Consider the following 18,069-nt stretch of genomic DNA (forward strand, 5'->3'; position numbering starts at 1 on the left):
TTCCCTTTACCGATTGCAAAGCATGGTTAGCTAATACGCATAGTAATAATAAAAAAGCCCGCTACGTGATACGAAGCGGGCCTCTTTTGTTTATAGGGTTAGCTTACTTAACCCGTATTACGCATACCAATTGCAATACCCGCGATGGTAACCATCATGGCACGCTCTAGGCTGGTGTTTTGTGCATCGTCACCGGCTTTACGGATACGATCCAGAAGCTCAATTTGCAGGTAATGAAGGGGCTGAAGATATCCTGCACGGATCTCCATAGACTCTTTACCCTGCGGGTCGTTTTTCATGATGTCGCCGTCACCGGTTATAGCCAACAGCGACGAGATGCTTTCTTTAAGCTCGCTACGCAATGCTTCTCCAAAGTGTTTAAGCTCTTTGGGTACCAAGCGCTCATCATAAGCTTCACTGATACGCGGATCGGCTTTATGGAACACCATGTCCAGCATTGAAAGACGTGAACGATAGAACGGCCATTCGCTGAACATCTCGTTAACCACTTTTTCATTTTCCGGTGTCTTCACGCTATCGATAGCGCGCATAACGCCTAACCAGCTTGGCAGTACCAAACGGGTTTGTGCCCAGGCAAATATCCATGGAATCGCACGTAGGCTCTCAATACCACCTTGTGGCTTACGCTTCGCTGGACGACTACCTAGTGGGAGTTTGCCTAACTCTTGCTCTGGCGTTGCAACACGGAAGTAAGGTACGAACTCTTTATCGTGACGCACGGTTGCACGGTAGTTGTCACGACCTTGGGCTGCCATTGCAGTTATAAGCTCTCGCCATTCTTCTTTTGGTGCCGGAGGCGGGAATAACATGGCTTCAATTATGGCGCTGGCGTAAATACCTAGGCTGCGTTTAGCCAGCTTAGGCATACCGAATTTATAGCGAATAGTTTCGCCTTGCTCAGTTACACGGAAGCCGCCGTCTAGCGAGCCAGGAGGCTGAGAGTAAATGGCAGCATGTGCTGGCAAGCCACCACGACCAATTGTACCGCCACGGCCGTGGAATAGCGTCAGGCTTACGTCAAACTCATCAGCAATAGCAACCAAGGCTTCTTGTGATTGATATTGGGCCCAGCCCGCAGCAAGTGCACCTGCATCTTTGGCTGAATCTGAGTAACCAATCATAACGAATTGACGCCCTTTAACGTAACCGCGATACCAGTCGATAGACAGAAGTTTACGCATTACGTCAGGCGAGTTGTTCAAATCGTCTAGCGTTTCGAACAATGGCGCCACTGGCATTGGCCAATCTACACCACTTTCTTGAAGTAGCAGCTGAACGGCCATAACGTCCGATGGCTCACTGGCCATAGAGATAATATAGATACCAAAACCGTGTTTGCTGTGCTTCGCAATTACCTTACAGGTATCAAGCACTTCTTTCACGTCATCAGACGCATCCCATTGAGCAGGGAATAGCGGGCGTTTTGAGCCAAGCTCGCGCAATAAGAACGCTTGCTTGTCGGCTTCGCTCCACTGAGCATAATCACCAAGACCTAGGTAGCGTGTTAGTTCGCTGAAAACGTCTGCATGACGCTCAGAGTCCTGACGCACGTCAAGGCGCAGAAGGTGAATGCCAAATACACGAGCACGACGAATAGTGTCTAGCAGCAGACCGTTTGCTACAACTTGCATTCCGCAGTCTAACAGTGACTGGTAGCAAAGCATCAGTGGTTCAATTAGCTCATCATCACTTTCAACCCAGTTTGAAGTATCTGGGTTTTTACCTGCTAAGTAGTCGCTAATGCCATCGCGGGTTGCGATGAACTTGTCCACAAGTGGACGAAGAAGGGCGCGGTACGGCTCGTTGGCGTCGCCGACTTTTTCGCGTAACGCGTCGTTGCAGTCGTACATTGAAAGCTCAACTTGCAAGCGATCAAGATCAATCGCGAAAAGCTTGGCCGCACGTTTTCTAGCAAGTAATAATACTTGCTCAGTCACTTTTGACGTTACAAATGGGTTGCCGTCTCTGTCGCCGCCCATCCAAGAGCTAAACTGAACGGGAGACGCATCTAGTGGCAGTGATACTTCGTAATCTTCATTTAGGCGACCATCAAGCTCGCGCATAAAGTCTGGCACTGCTTCCCATAATGAGTTTTCAATAACAGAGAAGCCCCAGCGTGCCTCATCAACAGGTGTTGGACGTACTGAACGAATTTCTTCAGTGTGCCAAGCCTGTGCAATAAGGTCAGCAATGCGGGTTTCGATTTTCTTACGCTCAACATCATTAAGCGATTCTTGGTGGATGGCCTGCAGGCAGTTCGCCAATTCTTTATGTTTGTGAATAAGTGTACGGCGCGTAACCTCAGTTGGGTGCGCGGTCAATACAAGATCGATGTTCAGTTTTGCAACCGCATCCTGAACTTTTTCAGCTGTCAATTCTGCTTTATCTAGGTGTTTAAACAGAGCATCAATCGATGCATCGACATTCATTGCCGCGTTGTATTCCTGCTCGGCAATATTGCCTAAGTTCAAGAATTGTGCGAAAGCACGACCAACAGTAAGCAAATCGCTGTCAGACATTGTTTTGAAAGTTTCTTTCAGTTCTTCGCTACAGGTAGCGTCTCCCTGATAAGAAGCTCGGCCGCCTTTACGAATCTTTTCAATACGGTCTAGCCATTCTTGACCTAATTGATTTTTGATTGTTTCACCAAGGGTCTTACCTAGGTATCGAACGGTATCTTTCAGTTCAGCATCATAGTGTGTTTGCATGCTATCCTCCTAAATATATGGCCTTAACCATACTGTGTCCTTTGCGACTTGTCTAACCACTTTCGGTTATAATTTACAACGTTTTGATACTTTTGCACCCTAATTAACATTGCTCAAAGCAAGATATTTTGTGGTGTGATACACTCTTGCACCGGAAAATGCAGAAACATTCTCGCGTTACGCGTTTTGTTTGAAATTTGTACTGCATTTGTAATTTAATTTCAGGAGTTCTTGTGACTGATACATTCAATACAGTAGAAACCCAAGCAAGTTACGGCATTGGTTTTCAAATGGGTCAACAATTACAATCAAATCCGTTTGATGGACTAGCGATTGACGCTGTTGTAGCTGGCCTAAAAGACGCCTTCGCAGGTCAAGCGCCTCAGGTTGATAACGACACACTACGTGATGCGTTCGGCGAAATTCACAAGCGTATGCAAGCGGCTAAAGAAGAAGCTAGCAAAGCGGTTATTGAAGAAGGCACAAAGTACCTTGAAGAGAATGCGAAGCGTGACGAAGTAACCGTTACTGAATCTGGTCTTCAGTATGAAGTTATCGCTGAAGGTGATGGTGAAACGCCAGTTGCGGCTAGCACTGTACGTGTTCACTACCACGGTACACTTATTAACGGTACCACTTTTGACAGCTCTTACGAGCGCGGCCAGCCAGCTGAATTCCCAGTAGGCGGCGTTATTAAAGGTTGGACTGAAGCACTTCAACTTATGAAAGTAGGTGCTAAGTACCGTTTATACGTGCCACATGATCTTGCTTACGGTGAGCAAGGTGCGGGTGCAGCTATTGCACCATACAGCACGCTTATCTTTGACGTAGAGCTTCTAGACGTTCTAGGTTAATGTGTTGTTTACAGGTGTGCAGTTCTGTACACCTGTGTTCCATCTCTTCTTATTCATAGTTCATCGCACTTTAAATATTAGCCCGCACTTCGTTAAATTTAGCGATATGGCCTAATGTTTCTTTTTCCTATCTCTTTTCTTCTCTGTCTTTTCTCGTAAATACAAAGCAAACCTAAATTTGGCACGTTGTTTCATTGGTGTCGCCTTGCGTTTGCGATATGCTAGGTTTCATCTGCTCCGAGTTGTTATCAGTGGCTTCGGCATTACAATAGCCCCACGCTCAAATAAGGAAAATTATTATGGTTATCAAGCCTAAAGTGAGAGGCTTCATTTGTACAAACGCGCACCCTGTTGGCTGTGCAACGGCGGTTGACGAGCAAATTGCTTATGTAGAAGCAAAAGGCGACTTAGGCGAAGGCCCTAAAAATGTTTTGGTTATTGGTTGCTCAACGGGATACGGCTTAGCATCACGCATTACTTCTGCGTTTGGCTATGGCGCTAAAACGCTGGGTGTGTGCTTTGAAAAAGCACCAACAGAACGCAAAACAGGTACTGCGGGTTGGTACAACACCGCTGCATTCCATGAAAAAGCCAAAGCAAAGGGCTTGTATGCAGAGACCATTAATGGCGATGCTTTTTCTGATGAAATCAAAAATGAAACCATCGAAAAGATTAAGGCTGAAATGGGCAAGGTTGATTTGGTCATTTATAGCCTTGCATCCCCGCGTAGAACCGACCCAGAAACAGGTGTAACGTATAAATCTACGCTTAAGCCTGTAGGGCAGGCGTACACCACAAAAACTTATGATACTGATAAAGACAAAGTACATGAGGTATCGCTAGAGCCAGCCAACGACGAAGAGATCCTTAACACCATTAAAGTTATGGGTGGGGAAGACTGGGAGCGTTGGATGGACTTTTTACGTGAAGCCGATGTGCTTGCTGAAGGCTGTAAAACCACCGCATATACCTATATCGGTAAAGAACTAACATGGCCTATTTATGGTCAAGCGACGATTGGTAAAGCGAAGGAAGACCTGGATCGCGCTGCCGCAGCCATTATTGGTAAAAACAGTGATTTGCTTGTGCAAGCCAATGTGAGCTCGTTGAAAGCACTGGTAACGCAAGCAAGCTCGGCTATTCCTGTAATGCCTCTGTATATTTCACTTATTTACAAAGTGATGAAAGAGGAAGGGACGCATGAAGGGTGTATTGAACAGATTTATGGCTTGTTTACACAGTGCCTATACGGCAATACACCAACGTTAGATGAAGCAAATCGCTATCGCATGGATGGCAAAGAAACTAACGACGCAACACAGGCAAAAATTAAGGCGCTATGGGATCAAGTGACACAAGAGAACTTTCATGACTTAAGTGACTACAAAGGTTACAACCATGAGTTCTTAAAACTGTTCGGTTTTGACATTTCAAGTGTTGATTACGACAGTGAAGTTGACCCAATGGTTAATTGGTAAAACCTAAACTTACCATTAATTAACCTAATGCTTATATGCGCAAAAGCCGTCTGATTTGACGGCTTTTTTGTACCTGATTACAAGTTGATACGGCATATGGATTTGCAAAATGTAAATGAATAAGACCAAAGGTTTACATTAAATTGTAGAAAAATTTGCCTTTATCTAGAAATAGCGTGGCACAAACGTATGGGTTAATGCTAAAATCCCGAAATTAAGTAGGGGTCTTTTCTGCCTCTACCGAAACAGCAGTAGCGATTGCAGCTACACAACAACAATAATAAGTGTAAATTTCTGCTGGTGGTCTATAAAGAAAGGGCGAATTAAGCGTCCGCAAAAGGAATTATGCGTTACGGCTTCATAACAGGCTGACCGTAGCAATTGCAGCAAGTTCCATCAATCAACAACGAAAAGGTGTTCTACACCTGTTAATAGTGCGCTTTTGCATGCTGACAGGCAGGTTTTCTGCGGTCATGCAAAAGGGTATTTCTATTAGAGTAGTGCGATTACATATGATAAAAATCAAGAAAGGTCTCGACCTCCCAATTGAGGGAGCGCCAAAGCAGGAGATTGCTGATGCATCTGCTGCAACGCGCGTTGCCATTCTGGGAGAAGAATATGTGGGTATGCGCCCTACCATGCACGTCCAAGTTGGCGATGTAGTGAAGAAAGGTCAGGTGCTTTTTGAAGACAAAAAGAACCCTGGCGTTAAATTCACTGCCCCAGCAGCGGGTGAAGTGGTAGAGGTTAACCGTGGTGCAAAACGTGTTCTTCAGTCTGTAGTTATCAAAGTGAACGGCAGCGATGCTGTAACTTTTGATAAAATTGCAGCTGACCAGATCGCGAGCGCTTCACGCGAGCAGCTTCAGTCAATCCTTGTAGAGTCAGGCATGTGGACAGCGTTCCGTACACGTCCATTTAGCAAATCTCCTAAGCTAGACTCTGTTCCAAGTTCAATTTTTGTTACAGCAATGGATACTAATCCACTAGCAGCAGATCCTGCTGTGATTATTGCTGAGCGCCAAGACGATTTCGTAAATGGTCTTAAAGCGTTAACGCAATTGAGCGGCGGCAAGACTTACGTTTGTAAAGCGGCAGGTGCTTCTGTTGCTACTGGCGATGCGGCAGTTGATGTTGAAGAATTTGGCGGTCCTCACCCTGCGGGCCTACCGGGTACTCACATCCACTTCCTTGATTCTGCTGGCATGAACAAAACGGTTTGGCACATCAACTACCAAGACGTAATGGCAATTGGTGCATTGTTGACCTCTGGTGAGCTAGATAACCGTCGTGTTATTTCACTTGCAGGTCCTGCAGCAACTAACCCACGCCTAGTGCGCACCGTAATGGGCGCAGACTTGACCGAGCTTACTGCTAGCGAGCAAGTAGACGGTGAAGTACGTGTTATCTCTGGTTCTGTACTTAGCGGTACGACAGCGATGGGCGTTCACGGCTTCCTTGGTCGTTTCCACACCCAAGTTTCACTACTAAAAGAAGGTCGCGAGAAGAAATTGTTCGGTTGGATCCTACCTGGTTCAAACCAACACTCAGTGACTCGTGCTTACTTAGGTCACCTAAGTGGCAGCAAGAAATTTGATATGACAACAACTACCAATGGTTCTGAACGTTCTATGGTTCCAATTGGTAATTACGAACGCGTTATGCCCCTAGATATCATTCCTACGCTTCTGCTTAGGGACCTGATTTCTGGTGATACTGACGGTGCTCAGACGTTGGGTTGCTTAGAGTTGGACGAAGAAGATTTGGCATTGTGTACTTATGTATGCCCTGGCAAATACAACTACGCTCCTATCTTACGCGACTGTTTGACCACGATAGAGAAAGAGGGTTAAGTCATGGGTTTAAAAGCGTATTTAGAAAAGATCGAACCAAACTTCGAACCAGGTGGTAAGCATGAAAAGTGGTATGCGCTTTACGAAGCTGCGGCGACCATTTTCTACACCCCAGGTAAAGTAAATAAAGCTAACACGCACGTGCGTGACAGCATTGACCTTAAGCGCATCATGATCATGGTATGGATGGCAACATTCCCAGCTATGTTCTTTGGTATGTATAACATTGGTTTCCAAGCGCAAGAAGCAATTGCTGCTGGCGCAGGAACACTACCTGATACGTGGCAAGCAGGCCTATTCGCTGCCCTTGGCGGTGACTTGGCAAATGCGGGTACACTAGGTCTATTCTTCTATGGCGCATGTTTCTGGCTGCCAATCTACGCGGTAACGTTCGCGGTAGGTGGTTTCTGGGAAGTATTGTTCGCGTCTGTGCGCAAGCACGAAGTTAACGAAGGTTTCTTCGTTACATCGGTACTATTCGCACTAACACTTCCAGCTACTATTCCTCTATGGCAAGTTGCACTAGGTATTACCTTCGGAGTTGTAATTGCTAAAGAAGTATTCGGTGGTACAGGTCGTAACTTCCTTAACCCAGCATTGTCTGGTCGTGCATTCCTTTACTTTGCGTATCCTGCGCAAATTTCAGGTGACCAAGTATGGGTAGCGGCAGATGGTTATTCTGGTGCAACGTCTCTAAGCCAAGCGGCTTCAGGCAACCTTGATTACGCGAACATGGATCAGTGGATGAACAGCTTCATCGGTACTATCTCAGGTTCAGCGGGTGAGGTGTCTACCCTTGCTATTATTCTTGGTGGCTTGTTCATCATGTACATGCGTATAGCAAGCTGGCGCATTGTGGCTGGTGTAGCAATTGGTGTGGCGTTCTTCGCAACCTTGCTAAACCTAATCGGCAGCGATACGAACCCTATGTTTGCAATGCCTGCTCATTGGCACTTTGTTGTTGGTGGTCTTGCTTTTGGTATGTTCTTTATGGCGACAGACCCAGTTTCTGCGTCGTTCACAAACCAAGGTAAGTGGGCTTACGGTATCTTCATTGGTTTCATGACGGTACTAATCCGCGTCCTAAACCCAGCCTTCCCTGAAGGTGTAATGCTAGCAATTCTATTTGCTAACTTGTGGGCGCCACTGTTCGACTATTTCGTCGCACAAAGCAATATCAAGCGGAGGGTAGCACGTGTCGGCTAAGAAAGAATCTTTAGGCAAAACGGTAGGTATTGTTGTTGCCGTATGTTTAGTTTGTTCAATTGTTGTTTCTGGTGCGGCTGTTGGCCTTCGCTCTCTACAACAAACAAACGCAGCTCTAGATAAAAAGAGCAACATTCTTAATGCTGCAGGCCTTTATGAAATGGGCATGAGCAATAGCGCAATTGAAAGCACGTACAGCGAGCGAGTAGAACAGCGTTTTGTTAATCTTGACGAAGGTACTTTCGTAGAAGCGCCTAAGCCAGATTACGATATGTATAAAGCAGCCAAAGAAACTGAGTACAGCACAAAGGTAACTAACAGCAATGTTGGTTTCCAACGCCGCCCTAACGTGGCAAGTGTTTACTTAGTTCGCGACGACGCAGGTGATGTATCTCGTATCATCCTTCCTGTTCACGGCAGCGGCCTTTGGGATCTTATGTACGGTTTCTTAGCGGTAGACGCAGACGGCCAAACGGTTCGCGAGCTTATTTACTATCAGCAAAAAGAAACGCCAGGACTAGGTGGTGAAGTGCAAAACCCTGCTTGGCAGGACAAATGGGACGGCAAAGAGCTTTACGAGAATGGCGAAGTTGCTATTCGCGTAGTGAAAAATGCTAACCCTAGCAATCCTCACACTATCGATGCGCTTTCAGGTGCAACCCTAACCAGCAACGGTGTTGAAAACACTATTCGTTACTGGGTAGGCGAGCAAGGCTTCGGCCAGTTCCTGAAGAACCAAGCATGGCGTTCATAAGGGAAGTCTCATGGCAGATACTAAAGAAATGAAAAAGGCCCTCTTTGGGCCAATCCTGGACAACAACCCGATCGCCCTACAGGTATTGGGTATCTGTTCAGCACTGGCGATTACCACTAAGCTGGAAACAGCATTGGTAATGTCGCTTGCGCTTACAAGCGTTGTAGCGTTCTCAAACTTGTTTATTTCACTAATTCGTAACCAGATCCCATCTAGCGTTCGAATTATTATCCAGATGACTATCATTGCGTCGTTGGTAATCGTTGTTGACCAAATTCTGAAAGCGTATTCGTATGAAATATCGAAGCAGCTGTCGGTATTCGTTGGTCTGATTATTACTAACTGTATCGTAATGGGTCGTGCTGAAGCTTACGCCATGAAGAGCCCACCTCTGATGAGCTTCCTTGATGGTATTGGTAACGGCTTGGGTTACTCTTTCATTCTAATTGTTATTGGTACAATTAAAGAGCTATTTGGTTTCGGTACTATTTTAGGTTTCGAAATCCTTCCACTGGTTCAAAACGGTGGCTGGTATCAGGGTAACGGTTTGTTAATCCTACCATTCAGCTCATTCTTCTTAATCGGCGGTATGATTTGGTTTATCCGTACTATCCGTCCAGAGCAAGTAGAGCCTAAGGAGTAAGTCATGGAACATTATTTGTCGTTATTTGTTCGCTCAATTTTCGTTGAGAACATGGCGTTATCACTTTTCTTAGGTATGTGTACATTCCTAGCGGTATCTAAGAAAGTTAAAACTGCTATGGGTCTTGGTGTTGCAGTTATCGTGGTACTAGGTATCTCTGTACCCGTTAACCAAGTTATTTATGTAAACATTCTTGCTCCAGGCGCACTAGCATGGGCAGGTTTCCCAGAAGCTGACCTAAGCTTCCTTAACTTCCTAACGTTTATCGGTGTTATCGCGGCGTTGGTACAGATTCTAGAGATGAGCTTAGACAAGTTCTTCCCTGCGCTTTACAACGCACTAGGTATCTTCCTTCCGCTAATTACCGTTAACTGTGCAATCTTCGGTGGTGTGGCGTTTGCGGTACAGCGTGAATACAACTTCACTGAAAGCATCGTTTACGGCGTTGGTAGTGGTATGGGCTGGGCACTAGCAATTGTATTGCTAGCGGCAGTACGTGAAAAGCTGAAGTATGCTGATATGCCTGATGGTGTTCGTGGTCTTGGTTCTGTATTCATGATCGCTGGCCTAATGGCACTTGGCTTCCAGTCATTCACTGGTATTCAGCTGTAATAGAGCTCGGGAGCATATAAATGAATAACGTAGAAATATTTCTTGGCGTCGGCATGTTTATTGCCATCGTATTGGCGCTAGTATTTATCATTATGTTTGCCAAGTCTAAATTGGTACCAAGTGGTGATGTAACTATCACTATCAATGGTGACCCAGACAAGGCAATCAAAACTGCACCGGGTGGCAAACTACTTGGTGCACTAGCTGACGCAGGTTACTTCGTATCGTCTGCGTGTGGCGGCGGTGGCTCGTGTGGCCAGTGTCGTGTAGATGTACACTCAGGTGGTGGTGAGATCCTTCCAACTGAACTAGACCACATCACTAAAGGTGAAGCGCGCGAAGGCTGCCGTCTTTCATGTCAGGTTGCTATCAAGCAGGACATGGAAATTGAGCTGGAAGAGTCGGTATTTGGTGTTAAGAAGTGGGATTGTGAAGTTATCTCTAACGATAACAAAGCAACCTTTATCAAAGAACTTAAGCTTAAAATTCCTAACGGTGAAAGTGTACCTTTCCGTGCAGGTGGTTATATTCAGATTGAAGCGCCAGCGCACCACGTTAAGTACAAAGAGTTCGATATTCCTGAAGAATACCGCGGTGACTGGGAGCGTTTTGGCTTCTTCGACATCGAGTCTAAAGTAGACGAAGAGACTATTCGTGCTTACTCAATGGCGAACTACCCAGAAGAAGAAGGCATTATTATGTTGAACGTGCGTATCGCTACGCCGCCACCTAATAACTTAAGCCTACCTGCGGGTAAAATGTCATCGTACATTTGGAGCCTGAAAGAAGGTGACAAAGCGACTATCTCTGGTCCATTCGGTGAATTCTTCGCGAAAGAAACTGAAAACGAAATGGTATTCGTAGGTGGTGGTGCAGGTATGGCCCCAATGCGTTCTCACATCTTCGATCAGCTTCGTCGCCTTAAGTCTAAGCGTAAGATGAGCTTCTGGTACGGTGCACGTTCACTTCGTGAAATGTTCTATACAGAAGACTTCGACGAGCTAGCAGCAGAAAACGACAACTTTGAGTGGCATGTAGCACTTTCTGATCCTCAGCCAGAGGACAACTGGGAAGGTTACACTGGGTTTATCCACCAAGTACTTCTTGAGAACTACTTGAAAGATCACCCTGCACCAGAAGACTGTGAGTTCTACATGTGTGGACCACCTATGATGAACGCGGCCGTAATCAACATGCTTAAAGATTTAGGTGTTGAGGACGAAAACATCATGCTAGATGACTTCGGTGGCTAGGCGTTTAATTTAAGAGCTACTCGCTTAAAAGTTATTAAGCATATTAAAAGGGGCGTAAGCCCCTTTTTCGTTGAAGCAAAACGCAGAATGCACATAATAGCGATTGAATAATGTGCATATTAGCTAAGGACAACATCGTGATTCGATTTGCTATTCGAATTTTCCTCGCCTTTGTTGCGGTAGGTATTCTACTTCTCGCAAGCTGTAGCGACGAAAAAACGCCTGTAGTACACCTGCAAGGGCAGACAATGGGCACAACCTACAACGTTAAGTACCTTGTAGCGGAGACACCGGTAGAAGGCTTACAAGCTGAAATAGATGCCCGTCTTGTTGAGGTTAACAAGATGATGTCTACTTACGATCCAACGTCAGAACTATCAAGGTTCAATCAATATCGCTACACCGACAATTTTGCCGTATCACCAGATACGCTAACCGTAGTTAACGAGGCATTACGCTTGGCTAACCTTAGTGGCGGAGTACTTGATGTTACCGTTGGTCCATTGGTTAATTTATGGGGGTTTGGACCAACTAAGCGCCCTGAAAAAGTACCAAGCCAGACAGACATCGACGATATTCGCGAATATGTGGGTTATAAGAAGCTGTCAACCACGCCTACAGGCTTAAAGAAAAGTCACCCAATGCTTTATGTCGACCTGTCGACTATTGCAAAAGGCTTTGGCGTTGATGAAGTGGCGGAGATCCTTGAAAACCACAACATTGAAAACTACCTTGTAGAAATAGGTGGTGAAATGCGTGTGAAAGGTGAACGAGGCGACGGCAGTGAGTGGCTGATTGCCATTGAAAAGCCAGTTACCACTGAACGTGCTGTTCAAAAAGTTGTCTCAATAGGAGAAAACGCGGTTGCTACATCAGGTGACTATCGCAACTATTACGAAGAAGACGGCGTTCGTTATTCGCATCTAATCGACCCCACAACGGGCAAACCTATCTCACATAACCTGGTTTCGGTTACGGTAATTCATCCTTCTTCAATGACGTCTGATGGTTTGGCTACGGCGTTTAATGTAATGGGATGGGAACAAGCGATAGCGGTTGCTGAGCAAGAACAACTCGCTGTATTCCTCATTCGTCGCACAGAAGATGGATTTGAAGAGTATGCATCGCCAGAATTTGATAAACTGGTCACAGTTCATAATTAGGGGGTAGCAATGTCTACATTCATTCTTGCTTTTGGTTTCTTTCTAACAATGGTACTGGCTATGGCCGTAGGTTACCTTTTTCAGAAAAAATCAATCTCTGGAAGCTGTGGTGGCTTAGGTGCACTAGGTATTGAAAAAGCCTGTGACTGTCCAGAACCGTGTGACCGTAAAAAGTCGCGCATGGAAAAAGAAGAAGCCCGCCAGAAAAAACTAAACGAGTGGAAGCAGAACCAAATTTTGTAATGCTTAACCCATCGTTGGTTTAAGGTTTAAAAGCGCTGTTTGATACTAATCGACAGCGCTTTTTTGTTCTGTGAGTATATCTATCTAGCTCGTTAACGTTGAGTTCTATTGAAGTTGCCGAACGATATCCATTGATTGATGAAGAACCCTAATTATTCTGATACCGTATTTGAACTTTCTAAAAACGATCATATGTTTATTCACATTGCTAGAAAAACACCCCCATTTAATATCATTTCTCGGTATAGCTAACGCCGAGTTGGCATCGTTTGCAAGCTCGATAAATCTTGACTCAAGGTCATCTAAATAATTATTGCGTTGCTCCTTGCCCCAGTACTCTTCGGTATAAACACCGATCTCATATAGATCATTGGCAGCAGCTTTTGAAACGCGGAATTTAGTCACTATCTACTATCTAGCCGTTTCTTAAGAGAGTCCATTGAAAAATTAATGTCGTCTTCACTTTGTTCTCCTTCTTCAATCAAGAGCCTCAGCGCATTTAACTTTGACGATGCGTCTTGTTCTTGAAGCAGTCTCAATGCAGCGCGAATTACCTCGCTTTGATTGTTATAATTGCCTGAATTTACCATCGCTTCGATAAATTCGCTCATACTTCTACTTGGTTGAAATGTAATTGTTCTAGCCATATGACAAACCCTGTAAGTAAATTACTTACAATATAGCCGGATCGTCTCACACTCGCAATTACGCCTAAGTAAAAGTAAGCGTTATTAATGGGCTTATTTGTATTAATTCCTGTTCAACATTGCCTTGAATCATGCGTGTGAGGCATCAATCTTATCAAGAATCGACAACGACATAGTGTAATTAAACGCTATTGATAATATACTGACTTTTTATACAGTTTTGCGTAAGCACGTAAAGAACAAAGGCACGTAATGCGAAAAATTATCCACGTCGACATGGATTGTTTTTACGCCGCAGTTGAAATGCGCGACAACCCAGCCTTGCGCGATATTCCCATTGCGATAGGCGGCAGTGCCGACCGTCGAGGGGTTATTTCTACCTGTAACTATCCCGCCCGTAAATTTGGTGTGCGCTCAGCTATGGCTACAGCGTATGCTTTAAAGCTATGCCCAAACTTGACCCTCGTAAAAGGGCGCATGGATGTGTACGCTGCCGAGTCGCAAAAAATACGTAAGATATTTGCTGATTATACCGACCTCATTGAGCCTTTATCATTAGATGAAGCCTACCTAGACGTGACTAACAGTGAATTTTGCGGTGGCAGCGCCACGTTAATTGCTGAAGAAATACGTGAACGCATTAAAAATGAACTTGGGCTTACAGCTTCAGCAGGTGTTGCGCCTTGTAAGTTTGTGGCAAAAGTGGCGAGCGATGAAAATAAGCCCGATGGAATTTGCGTCATTACTCCTGATAAGCTCGATGAGTTTGTACGCGAAATGCCACTAAAGAAAATACCGGGCGTAGGCAAAGTCACCATGCAAAAGCTTCAGCGTATGGGGCTTAATACCTGCGACGATGTTCGCCAATACCCTTTTGAGCGCATTCAAAAAGAGCTGGGTAAATTTGGCAGTGTGCTGTGGGAGCGTGCTCACGGTATTGATGAGCGTGAACTATCGGTATCTCGTGAGCGAAAGTCTATCGGCGTAGAGCGCACGCTAAGTGAAGACATTCACACCTTCGAGCAATGCATAGATTTTTTGCCACATTTATTTGAAAAGCTTCAAGAGCGAATGGAAAATCACAAGAAGCGTACGGGTAAGCCGGTACGTATTCGCACGCAGGGCGTTAAGCTTAAGTTTAACGACTTCCAACTAACCACGGTAGAACACCGCTGTGCCACGCTTGATGAGGCGTATTTTCGCACGTTAATGCAGGAAGCCTTCGAACGAGCAACAGGGCGGGGTATTCGTCTTGTTGGCGTTCACATAGGCCTTGCTGCCGACCAATCAACACAGCAATTGGTGTTACCTTTTGAACCGATTTAGCCAATAAGCTCAGTACTTTTTAAGTACTAACATGCAGTAGCCTCTATCTAACCACTTGTTATACTTAACGCACTGATACTATGCGATAGGTCGACGCTTTTGTATTACCCGATAAAAGGCCAATCCCACAGAATTTAGTTTCTAAGACCATTTAATCTTTGGCAAATGAAAGCGATTGGCTAACCCTTACTATTTTTTTCCACTTTAATGAAGGACGTTATGGACTCGAAAGAACTTAAAACCCCAGGTCGCTACAAGCATTACAAAGGTAATTTATACGATGTATACGAAGTGGCGACGCATTCAGAAGATGAAAGTAAGCTAGTGGTTTACCGCCCATGCTACGGCGAAAAAGCGCTTTGGGTTCGTCCACTAGATATGTTTGTTGAGTCGGTTGAAAAAGACGGAGAAACACTCCCCCGTTTTGCCTATGTTGGCAAAATTCCAGATGATGAAAAAATGATCTAATTGTGAAATTAGGTCATAGTGTAAGAGGTCTTTAATAAACAGGCTTCTTACAAGGAAATAATAATGAAAACTGCACCTCGTTTTAGCGCACACATTTTGGCTGCGTTTATTGCTGCGAGCCCTTTGGTTTATTCAACGATTAATCCCGCAAATGCACAAGATAGATTTGCCGATGTCGAAGTTAAAGCGACAGCGATAAAAGGCTCAGTGCACATGCTTACAGGTGCAGGTGGAAATATCGGCGTATCTGCTGGGGAAGACGGTGTTTTGATCATCGACGATCAATTTGCGCCGCTTGCAGAAAAGATAGCGGCCCAGCTTGGTGAGCTCGGGAGTGACAAGCCAAAGTATGTGATAAACACGCATTATCACGGCGACCACACAGGCTCTAATGCGTTTTTCCACAGCCATAAAGGCGCGACCATTCTGGCACACGAAAATGTGCGTGTTCGCCTAGCTAACGATGAAAAGATAAAATCGGAAGCGCTGCCAACTATCACCTATGAAGACGGAATAAAAATTTACTTCAATGGTGAAACCCTTCACGTGATGCACTTAGCAGTAGGCCACACCGACGGCGATAGCGTAGTGTGGTTCGAGCAACCCAACGTTATGCACACCGGCGACTTGTTCTTTAATGGTCGCTTTCCCTACATCGACCAAGGTGCTGGCGGTAATGTGGAAGGCTATATGGACTCAGTAAAACAGCTGCTTGCTAAAATAGACGATGAAACCGTTATTATTCCTGGCCACGGCGACATCAGTAACAAGCAAGAATACAGCGCATTTTTAGCTATGATCTCTGAAACGTTCAGCTACGTTAAGGCACTTAAGCAAGACGGCAAAACCCTCGATGAAGTTAAAGCGATGGGCTTAGACGATAAGTGGGCCGACTGGAGCTGGAATTTCATCAATGAAGAGAAGTGGATAACTACACTCTATACTGATGCCTAAATAGTATTGGTTACACTTTAATATCGAGCGAGTGTGCAGGGGAGTTTTCTTTACGACCCTGCAATTTCGTTAGAATGACTCTATCACTGGATTTTTGAGCACTAACCTCAAAGGCAATAGGTTAGGAAGCGCAGGTTTTCGAGCACCAAGTCTAGGGGCTAAAGCTGCCAAACGTTTACTAAGCGGTTTCTCGTATTTTAAGCTCAAAGGGTAGAACTTGGCTCGCTTGTTCAACGTCTTCGCCCTCTATTAGCGATATCAATGATTCAGCTGCCATTTCTGCCATCTTACGGCGCGGGACTGATACGGTTGTTAGGGCAGGGTAAATTGAGCGCGCAAAACTCAAGTCGTTGAAACCGCAGATATCGATATCCTTACCAGGCTTGATACCTCGTCTATTACATTCCATCACCGCGCCAGCAGCAAGCTCGTCACTCACAAAAAATAGCGCATCAGTGTCCGGCCATTTATGCAGTGTTTCTGAAAGAAGCTCAGCACCAGCTTGAAATGTGGCGTCGGCTCTAGAGGAAACATATCGCTCGGCGGACAACTCAGCATTGTCCAGTGCGGTTGCCCAGCCCTGCTTTCTCAATATTGCACGCCAATCTAAATACAATGAGCAAAAAGCAATGTTGCGGCGCCCTTTGTCGATAAGATGCTGGGTCATAGACTGGGCTGCTAATTCGTTATTTACCCCGTAGTTAATATCAAAAGGCTCACTAGAAATATCCATAATTTCGGCCACAGGCGTACCTGTGGCTAGCAGCATTTTTCTCGTTTCTTCAGTGTGGCGCGTGGAAGTAAGAATGAATCCACTCACGTTTTGTTGAATGTAAGATTCGACAGTACGTTCCTCGCCAAGCTCGGTATAGGTCGAGTCGCCAATCATCAGTGCATAATTGGCTTTGTCAGCAACGGCCTTCACGCCTAACATCACATCGTTAAACACATTGTTTCCAAAAGACGGAAGCAATAACGCGATGGTTCTATTATTGTCTGAGCATAATGACTGGGCGGCGCGGTTCGGAATATAGTTTAGCTCTCGCGCTGCATTTTTGATCTTAAGGGCGAGTGATTTAGAAATGCCACTAGAATTATTAAGCGCACGAGATACGGTAGTTTTGTGAACCCCCAAATGATTGGCTACGTCTGATATTTTTGTGCGTGACTTTTTTACCTTACTCATTCTTCGATCTTTTTATGTGCTGCTAGGTCCGCTAATCCGCGCGGAAGTGAGTGTTAATGTCGTGATGTTTAATTCGATATCAAAGGGCGTATAAAGTCTTCCGCCTGCTGAGAAACACACTCGAAAGTTTGTGTAACATCAATAATGAATGCGTTGTCTTTAGAAGGCAGCTCTAAGGCTGCAAACTGGCTTTCGAGCATAGCATCACCGTTAAAAAAATGCTCCCGTTGTTTTAATCGCGCACTAAGCACAGACTGTGACGCATGAAGGTAAATAAAGTGGCAGTGAGGCGCGATATCTTTGGTTAGCACGTCACGATAGGCTGAGCGCAGCGCTGAACAGCTTATAACCACGTTCCGGCCGGCGTGAATGTGTTGCCTGGCAATCATGTTTAACGTAATTAACCACTCCCATCTGTCTGCATCCTGCAGTGGTATACCTGAAGACATTTTCTCTACGTTTGCCTCGCTATGGTAACGATCTCCTTCTTCGAAAGGCATGTCAAAACGTTGGGCTAAATGCTGGCTCAATGTCGATTTTCCCGTTCCTGAAACTCCCGAAACGAAAAATACATGGCAATGGGTCATAAGCTTATCTCTCACATTAAAGTTCAGGAGTACATCAAGAGCGAGTTATTCGGTCTCCATTTTACTCATAAATATTAGTTTGGAAACCGGTTGCGTTCAAGGGGTGATTATAA

Annotated in this window: 18 protein-coding genes; 13 read left to right on the forward strand and 5 right to left on the reverse strand. The window is 45.2% G+C overall.

From position 1 onward, the window contains the following. Positions 1-107: 107 nt before the first annotated feature. The gene (gene ppc, locus MHN09_RS08670; protein ID WP_014977467.1) at positions 108-2,729 is read right to left on the reverse strand and encodes a phosphoenolpyruvate carboxylase; all 2,622 of its coding nucleotides are present in this window, start codon (positions 2,727-2,729) and stop codon (positions 108-110) included. Positions 2,730-2,962: 233 nt separating this feature from the next. Between ppc and MHN09_RS08675 the strand changes: the two genes are divergently transcribed. The 10 genes from MHN09_RS08675 to nqrM all read left to right on the forward strand — a co-directional run bounded on the left by MHN09_RS08675 (position 2,963) and on the right by nqrM (position 12,788). Next, positions 2,963-3,583: an FKBP-type peptidyl-prolyl cis-trans isomerase gene (locus tag MHN09_RS08675; protein WP_014950800.1), complete on the forward strand. Its 621-nt coding sequence runs from the start codon at positions 2,963-2,965 to the stop codon at positions 3,581-3,583. A 299-nt stretch (positions 3,584-3,882) separates the two neighbouring features. Then, complete coding sequence (fabV, locus tag MHN09_RS08680) at positions 3,883-5,061, forward strand: enoyl-ACP reductase FabV (RefSeq protein WP_239240202.1); 1,179 nt, start codon at positions 3,883-3,885, stop codon at positions 5,059-5,061. 512 nt (positions 5,062-5,573) lie between these two features. Next, positions 5,574-6,914, forward strand: a complete 1,341-nt coding sequence (locus MHN09_RS08685) for a Na(+)-translocating NADH-quinone reductase subunit A (RefSeq protein ID WP_239240204.1) — start codon at positions 5,574-5,576, stop codon at positions 6,912-6,914. A 3-nt stretch (positions 6,915-6,917) separates the two neighbouring features. Continuing rightward, positions 6,918-8,120, forward strand: coding sequence for an NADH:ubiquinone reductase (Na(+)-transporting) subunit B (locus MHN09_RS08690; protein WP_014950797.1), 1,203 nt, complete (start codon positions 6,918-6,920; stop codon positions 8,118-8,120). After that, positions 8,110-8,874 (forward strand): Na(+)-translocating NADH-quinone reductase subunit C, encoded by a 765-nt coding sequence (locus MHN09_RS08695; protein WP_014950796.1) that lies wholly within the window; start codon positions 8,110-8,112, stop codon positions 8,872-8,874. The genes MHN09_RS08690 and MHN09_RS08695 overlap by 11 nt, the downstream gene beginning before the upstream one ends. A gap of 10 nt (positions 8,875-8,884) precedes the next feature. Next, positions 8,885-9,517, forward strand: a complete 633-nt coding sequence (locus MHN09_RS08700) for an NADH:ubiquinone reductase (Na(+)-transporting) subunit D (protein WP_014950795.1) — start codon at positions 8,885-8,887, stop codon at positions 9,515-9,517. 3 nt (positions 9,518-9,520) lie between these two features. After that, positions 9,521-10,129, forward strand: coding sequence for an NADH:ubiquinone reductase (Na(+)-transporting) subunit E (gene nqrE, locus MHN09_RS08705; protein WP_014950794.1), 609 nt, complete (start codon positions 9,521-9,523; stop codon positions 10,127-10,129). A gap of 20 nt (positions 10,130-10,149) precedes the next feature. Further along, entirely contained in the window at positions 10,150-11,382 is a 1,233-nt protein-coding gene (gene nqrF, locus MHN09_RS08710; RefSeq protein ID WP_014950793.1) for an NADH:ubiquinone reductase (Na(+)-transporting) subunit F, read from the forward strand. 137 nt (positions 11,383-11,519) lie between these two features. Beyond that, the gene (locus MHN09_RS08715; RefSeq protein ID WP_014950792.1) at positions 11,520-12,545 is read left to right on the forward strand and encodes an FAD:protein FMN transferase; all 1,026 of its coding nucleotides are present in this window, start codon (positions 11,520-11,522) and stop codon (positions 12,543-12,545) included. Positions 12,546-12,554: 9 nt separating this feature from the next. Then, positions 12,555-12,788 carry a (Na+)-NQR maturation NqrM gene (nqrM, locus tag MHN09_RS08720; RefSeq protein ID WP_014950791.1) on the forward strand — a complete coding sequence of 78 codons (234 nt, stop codon included), beginning with the start codon at positions 12,555-12,557 and terminating at the stop codon, positions 12,786-12,788. A 105-nt stretch (positions 12,789-12,893) separates the two neighbouring features. On the opposite strand, the gene MHN09_RS08725 is transcribed toward nqrM, so the two are convergent. Further along, positions 12,894-13,193 (reverse strand): type II toxin-antitoxin system RelE/ParE family toxin, encoded by a 300-nt coding sequence (locus tag MHN09_RS08725; protein ID WP_165477921.1) that lies wholly within the window; start codon positions 13,191-13,193, stop codon positions 12,894-12,896. After that, positions 13,193-13,435, reverse strand: coding sequence for a type II toxin-antitoxin system ParD family antitoxin (locus MHN09_RS08730; protein ID WP_239240206.1), 243 nt, complete (start codon positions 13,433-13,435; stop codon positions 13,193-13,195). Before MHN09_RS08730 ends, MHN09_RS08725 begins: the two co-directional genes overlap by 1 nt. A gap of 252 nt (positions 13,436-13,687) precedes the next feature. On the opposite strand from MHN09_RS08730, the gene dinB reads away from it, so the two are divergent. From dinB to MHN09_RS08745, 3 genes are all read left to right on the forward strand, one after another. Next, entirely contained in the window at positions 13,688-14,761 is a 1,074-nt protein-coding gene (gene dinB, locus MHN09_RS08735) for a DNA polymerase IV (protein WP_014950790.1), read from the forward strand. A 219-nt stretch (positions 14,762-14,980) separates the two neighbouring features. Continuing rightward, the gene (locus MHN09_RS08740; protein WP_239240209.1) at positions 14,981-15,229 is read left to right on the forward strand and encodes a DUF1653 domain-containing protein; all 249 of its coding nucleotides are present in this window, start codon (positions 14,981-14,983) and stop codon (positions 15,227-15,229) included. Between the two features lie 63 nt (positions 15,230-15,292). Then, positions 15,293-16,183: an MBL fold metallo-hydrolase gene (locus tag MHN09_RS08745; protein ID WP_239240212.1), complete on the forward strand. Its 891-nt coding sequence runs from the start codon at positions 15,293-15,295 to the stop codon at positions 16,181-16,183. Positions 16,184-16,361: 178 nt separating this feature from the next. On the opposite strand, the gene MHN09_RS08750 is transcribed toward MHN09_RS08745, so the two are convergent. Next, positions 16,362-17,369: a LacI family DNA-binding transcriptional regulator gene (locus MHN09_RS08750; protein WP_014950787.1), complete on the reverse strand. Its 1,008-nt coding sequence runs from the start codon at positions 17,367-17,369 to the stop codon at positions 16,362-16,364. A gap of 68 nt (positions 17,370-17,437) precedes the next feature. Next, positions 17,438-17,956 (reverse strand): gluconokinase, encoded by a 519-nt coding sequence (locus tag MHN09_RS08755; protein ID WP_275446479.1) that lies wholly within the window; start codon positions 17,954-17,956, stop codon positions 17,438-17,440. Between the last annotated feature and the right edge of the window lie 113 nt (positions 17,957-18,069).

The sequence above is a fragment of the Alteromonas sp. MmMcT2-5 genome (genome assembly GCF_022348315.1).
GTDB classification, from domain to species: Bacteria; Pseudomonadota; Gammaproteobacteria; order Enterobacterales; family Alteromonadaceae; genus Alteromonas; species Alteromonas macleodii.